Origin of the sequence: Microcystis sp. M53598_WE2, assembly GCF_030067735.1 — a bacterium.
GTDB classification, from domain to species: Bacteria; Cyanobacteriota; Cyanobacteriia; order Cyanobacteriales; family Microcystaceae; genus Microcystis; species Microcystis aeruginosa.
This window is the reverse complement of the sequence record NZ_JASJFE010000505.1, coordinates 1-4,130: the sequence shown is the minus strand read 5'-3', so window position 1 is coordinate 4,130 and position 4,130 is coordinate 1. Positions and strand designations below refer to the sequence as shown.

The window sequence follows — 4,130 nt, the reverse complement described above, 5'->3', positions numbered from 1 at the left end:
GGAAGTGGGGTGTGGGGTGTGGGGTGTGGGGTAGTGGGGTAGTGGGGTGTTGGGGAAGTGGGGTGTGGGGTGTGGGGTGTAGGGTGTGGGGTGTGGGGTGTCGGAAGAGTAAATAGAAATAATCTCCTGTCTCCTGTCTCCTGTCTCCTTAAAGATCGCTAAATTGTCGCCACCATTGCTGGAGGGGATAATAGACGAGGGGAGTCCAGAGACTACTAAGCAGAGCAGAAGTGAGGCCAATGCGTTGATAATCGAGCCAAAGATCAGCGAGATTTTTGCCTCCTTGTAGATAGTATTGAAAAGCGAGCGCACCATCGGCAATTAGAGTCATAACAAAGACAATTAAGACCACGGCGATCAATTCTTCTTTAACATAACGTTGTCGGTGTAAACGGGAAGTGAGGAAACCGATGAGACCAAAAACCATGATATGGGAAGGATAATTAGAGGTAAGACTATCTTGAATAGCACCGAGCGCTAATCCGGCCACCACACTATCGAGACAAGAGCGATTGAGACTCCAACTAACCAACCAAATCAGTAACCAATTGGGAGCGATGCCTAAAATCTCCATACCGGGCAGCCGCATTAAGGAAAGAAAGGTACAGAGAAGCAGTGAAGCGATAGTGACTAAAATATTCAGTATAAAACGAGAACGGGCTGATAAACGGCTTAATTTCAGCATAATTCCCCCTCTCACTGCTGGGGTTGCGGGTGAACGAAGACCCATTCGAGATTGTCCACGGTGGCGGTAAATTCAATTTTGGCGGTGGGGGCGGGATTTTCCTGTAAATTAAGGGAAATTATGCGACCGATGGGCAACCCTGGCGAAAAAAGACTACTAAAAGCCGAAGTTGTCACCACATCTCCCGGTTTCACATCGGGAGCTTTTTCAAAAAAGCGCAGGGTGGCCACTTGGGAATCCTGACCTTGAATTAAACCCATGGCCCGACTACGATTCACCGTTGCTCCGATGCGACTTTGGGAATTACTGACCAATAAAACTTTGCTGGTGTGGGGAGTAACTTCCGTAATCCGTCCCACTAAACCGCCAATTCCCGTCACCGAAGCACCCACTTCCACACCATCGGTGCTACCCCGACCGATAATTACCTGTTGCCACCAATCATCAGCGCTGCGGCCAATAATTGGGGCAGAAATCAGGGGTTTTTTCTGGGTTTGATAATAACCAAGCTGTTTTTTTAATTGTTGATTTTGATATTCGACTTCACTTAAACGATTTTGTAATTCTCGCACCCGTTGATCGGCCAGAAGTTGCTCTTGCAGATTAGTTTCCTCTCCCTGAAAAGGGCGGGTTAATAAACCATACAATTCTAAAATCGCCCCACTTTGATAGGTGCGAATGTACCAAGCTCCCCCCAGAGCGGCAGCGAGCAGAAAAAGTCGCCATCCCTGCTGTGTCCATTTTCGTCGTGCTGAATACATGAGCGATTTAAAACCTCTTGGCTGTGTAGAGTGAGAATCCGTGTATTTTTCCGCTGCTGATAGCTAACGGCTAACCGATCCTAGTGACCTTTAGACATTGCGAGTTGTTTCATTAACGATCCGCTCAAAGAGTTTCTGATTTTTTAACACTTCTCCCGTGCCTTTGACAACACAGAGCCAGGGCTCTTCAGCGACATGGGTAACGATACCGGTTTCGTGACTGACTAGGCGATCGAGTCCCCGTAATAAAGCACCTCCTCCCGCTAACATGATGCCGCAATCGATAATATCGGCCGCTAATTCGGGGGGAGTTTTTTCTAGGGTACGTTTGATCGCATCAACGATCACGGAAAGTGGCTCATCCATACTTTCCCGCACTTCTTCCGCTTTGATGGTCACGGTGCGGGGTAAACCGGACATAAGATGCAATCCCCGCACTTCCAGAGGAGGAAATTCATCTTCGGGGGAGGGATAAGCGGAACCAAGGTGAATTTTAATATCTTCGGCTGTACGTTCCCCGATAATCAGGTTATGGACTTTTTTTAGATAAGCGATAATTGCTTCCGTGAGTTCATCCCCGGCCACACGGACGGATTCGCTGATCACTGTCCCATCGAGACTGAGAATCGCCACTTCCGTCGTGCCACCACCGATATCGATGATCATATTTCCCGTCGCTTCCGAGACGGGTAAACCGGCGCCCAAGGCCGCAGCAACCGGTTCATCAATTAACCCCACTTCTCGCGAGCCGGCATTTTTGGCCGCATCCACCACCGCGCGTCTTTCTACTCCGGTAATCCCACTGGGAACACCGATCACCATGCGGGGATTGCCAATCGTGCCATCGAGCGCTCGTTTGATGAATTCCGCTAACATGATCTCGCAACTGTAAAAATCGGCGATTACCCCATCGCGCAGGGGTCGCAGAGCGGTGACATGGACCGGAGTCCGACCGAGCATTTTTTGTGCCTCCTTCCCGACAGCGACCAGGTTACGATCTTGATCGATCGCCACTACCGATGGCTCCTCTAAAACGATGCCTTTCCCTGATACATAAACGAGGGTGTTTGCTGTCCCCAAGTCTATACCTATGTCCCTTGATAAGCCTAGTCTTCTAAAAAAACCCACTTGTTTTCACTCCTGTTCTGATAACAACGTTGCTATAGCTAGACTTTCGATCGAATCGACTTGGATTTTATTAGGTTTTGTTTCTCAAGTCTAGTTAATTATCGCTTCTTTCTCTCCAGATTGACGCAAATCCTGCCCCTAATTTTCTCCCTAGCCACCGGTCAAAGTCAGGGTTTCGGGCTAAAATAAACATACTATTGTACTAAATTGAGGATTTAAGACCATGAGTTTAAATCTGGTTCATTTGGTGGGACGAGCGGGGAGAGACCCGGAAACCAAGTATTTCGAGTCGGGTAAGGTTTTATGTACTTTCACTTTAGCGGTTAATCGTCGCTCTAAAAATAGCGATCAGCCGGATTGGTTCGATCTGGAAATTTGGGGCAAAACGGCGGAAGTGGCCGCTAATTATGTGAAAAAAGGCGGTTTAATCGGGATTAAAGGTTCTTTAAAAATGGATACTTGGAATGATAAAAACACGGGATTAGCTCGCTCTAAACCGGTGATTCTCGTCGATCAACTAGATTTACTCGGTTCTAAACGCGATAGTGAGGCTAATTCCGAGCGAGAATTTTAAAGCTTAAGCGGTATTATTTCCAGATTTTAGGTGTGTTAGCTTCTAGTAACACACCCTTATTTATTGTCTTCTAATTGACTGGAAAAATATTGCTGTAAATCCGGTAAAACTTGCCGATAAATGGCTGTATTTATCTGTAGATCCCAGCCAAGAATAGAATTAAAAGGGATAATTTCCACCAGGGAATTACTATAAGCAATCCCTTCTAAAGTCCTGACAAATTCGGGGGTCCAGAGATTTTCTTGCAGGGAAATATTTTGTTTTTTTAACCAGCCGATCAAAGCCGAGCGCCCGATTCCGGGCAAAATATCAGCAGTCAGCAGGGGACTGTACCAGCAATTATCTTTCCATCCCCATAAATTACCCGTGCTAGTTTCTAACCAATTCCCAACTCGATCAACTAATATCGCTTCTTTTGCTCCTTTTTTTTGAGCAGTTTGTGACGCTAACCAAGGGGTTAAATAATTACCAGTTTTATGTTCTCCTAAAACGCGTTGCCAAGCAGGATTATCTATTACCCACCCAATAATTCCCCGCTCTTGTCTAAGGTTTAAATCTTCGGGAAGAAATCTGCCTTTAATCCACTCCCTGCCATCGGGAAAAATTGTAATTCTCAGGACAGGATACAATAGGGATAATTTTTCGGCTCCTTGGCGAATTCGCTGCCAATCGGGATCAGACCATTGAAAAACTTGTAAACTAGAGTGCAGACGTTGGAGATGTTCTTGCCAATGGGTCAGGGGATGATCTAAGCTTTGTTGATAGATACGCAGGGTAGTAAAGAGTGTGGCTCCATAAAGCAGTCCAATATCATCAATACCCAGACTTATTCGCTCATCCTCGATTAATTCGCCATTATACCAATACATAATCAGTTATCAGTTATCAGTTATCAGTTATCAGTTATCAGTTATCAGTTATCAGTTATCAGATTTGAGTTTTAAGGATCTTCTAGAGTAGTTATGATATTTTAGCAGAAAAT

At 45.9% G+C, this 4,130-nt stretch carries 5 protein-coding genes; 1 reads left to right on the top strand and 4 read right to left on the bottom strand.

The features are described from left to right. Positions 1 to 148: 148 nt before the first annotated feature. From mreD to PX636_RS10390, 3 genes are all read right to left on the bottom strand, one after another. Positions 149 to 730: a rod shape-determining protein MreD gene (gene mreD, locus PX636_RS10400; RefSeq protein WP_125730577.1), complete on the bottom strand. Its 582-nt coding sequence runs from the start codon at positions 728 to 730 to the stop codon at positions 149 to 151. Continuing rightward, a complete protein-coding gene (mreC, locus tag PX636_RS10395; RefSeq protein WP_002797094.1) occupies positions 697 to 1,446 on the bottom strand; it encodes a rod shape-determining protein MreC in 750 nt (249 codons plus the stop codon). The genes mreD and mreC overlap by 34 nt, the downstream gene beginning before the upstream one ends. Positions 1,447 to 1,536: 90 nt before the next feature. Then, positions 1,537 to 2,574, bottom strand: coding sequence for a rod shape-determining protein (locus tag PX636_RS10390; RefSeq protein ID WP_288117051.1), 1,038 nt, complete (start codon positions 2,572 to 2,574; stop codon positions 1,537 to 1,539). Between the two features lie 223 nt (positions 2,575 to 2,797). Here PX636_RS10390 and PX636_RS10385 point away from each other — a divergent pair, with 223 nt between their 5' ends. Next, positions 2,798 to 3,148, top strand: a complete 351-nt coding sequence (locus PX636_RS10385; RefSeq protein WP_002797092.1) for a single-stranded DNA-binding protein — start codon at positions 2,798 to 2,800, stop codon at positions 3,146 to 3,148. Between the two features lie 56 nt (positions 3,149 to 3,204). Here PX636_RS10385 and PX636_RS10380 read toward each other — a convergent pair whose 3' ends face one another. Beyond that, a complete protein-coding gene (locus PX636_RS10380) occupies positions 3,205 to 4,017 on the bottom strand; it encodes an aminotransferase class IV (RefSeq protein ID WP_288117050.1) in 813 nt (270 codons plus the stop codon). Between the last annotated feature and the right edge of the window lie 113 nt (positions 4,018 to 4,130).